This is a genomic window from Bacillus sp. SIMBA_008 (assembly GCF_046535495.1).
GTDB lineage: Bacteria > Bacillota > Bacilli > Bacillales > Bacillaceae > Bacillus > Bacillus subtilis.
In genome coordinates this window covers 1-230 of the sequence record NZ_JAWRWL010001415.1, presented here as the reverse complement: position 1 = coordinate 230, position 230 = coordinate 1, and the positions used below count along the sequence as shown (strand labels likewise).

The 230-nt window shown below is 45.7% G+C and carries 1 protein-coding gene; it reads left to right on the top strand.

Annotated features, from left to right (window positions below; genetic code table 11):
- The coding region (locus SB658_RS28145; RefSeq protein ID WP_410603900.1) for an aminotransferase class IV at positions 1 to 230 on the top strand (230 nt) is incomplete at both ends.

The window sequence follows — 230 nt, the reverse complement described above, 5'->3', positions numbered from 1 at the left end:
ATTTAGACCGCCTGTATGATTCCGCCAGATCGATTATGCTGAACATTCCATATTCACTTGAGGAACTCACGGAAAAAATGATTCATACAGTTGAAAGGAACGGACTGAAGGATGCCTATATCCGCCTTGTTGTCTCAAGAGGAGCTGGTGATCTTGGTTTAGATCCAAACAACTGCGGGAGAGCCAACACAGTGATCATTGTAGAGCCGCTGGCCATCTTTCCAAAGCAC